At 68.6% G+C, this 430-nt stretch carries 1 pseudogene; it reads left to right on the forward strand.

The features are described from left to right. Positions 1-138: 138 nt before the first annotated feature. Positions 139-430, forward strand: a pseudogene (locus D7Y13_RS43335) (hypothetical protein); the annotation flags it as partial.

The raw sequence follows: 430 nt of genomic DNA on the forward strand, positions 1-430 counted from the left end.
CCGTCACCCACCGCCTGCGATGGTTGCGCACTGTCATGCATTCTCCCCGTTCAACCACTGTACGCTGGAAAGCCCGGAGAAGGTCCCCACCCGCCAGCTTCTGCCGCGCACGGGGTGGCTGGGTTAGGGTGGCGCGCCATGGTCGCGCCGAAGAACCGCCCTCCGCAGGATGCCCTGCCTCCCCGCCTGGAAACGCTGCTCGAGTCCCTGATGGATCGGGACTTCGCGGCACGGCTGCGCAAGGTCTACCAGGCGGCCGCGATCGCCATCGACCGGTTGGGCCACCTGAACGTCGTGAAGTACGAGCCCACCACCGCTGAACCCGACGACGGCGCGGACCTGTCCCTCTGGGAGACGATGGCCCCCGCCATCGGCGACACGCTGGTGGACGTCAACCGCCTGGTCGTCGCCATCCGCGACGCGTTCCCTC

Source organism: Corallococcus praedator (assembly GCF_003612125.1).
GTDB classification, from domain to species: Bacteria; Myxococcota; Myxococcia; order Myxococcales; family Myxococcaceae; genus Corallococcus; species Corallococcus praedator.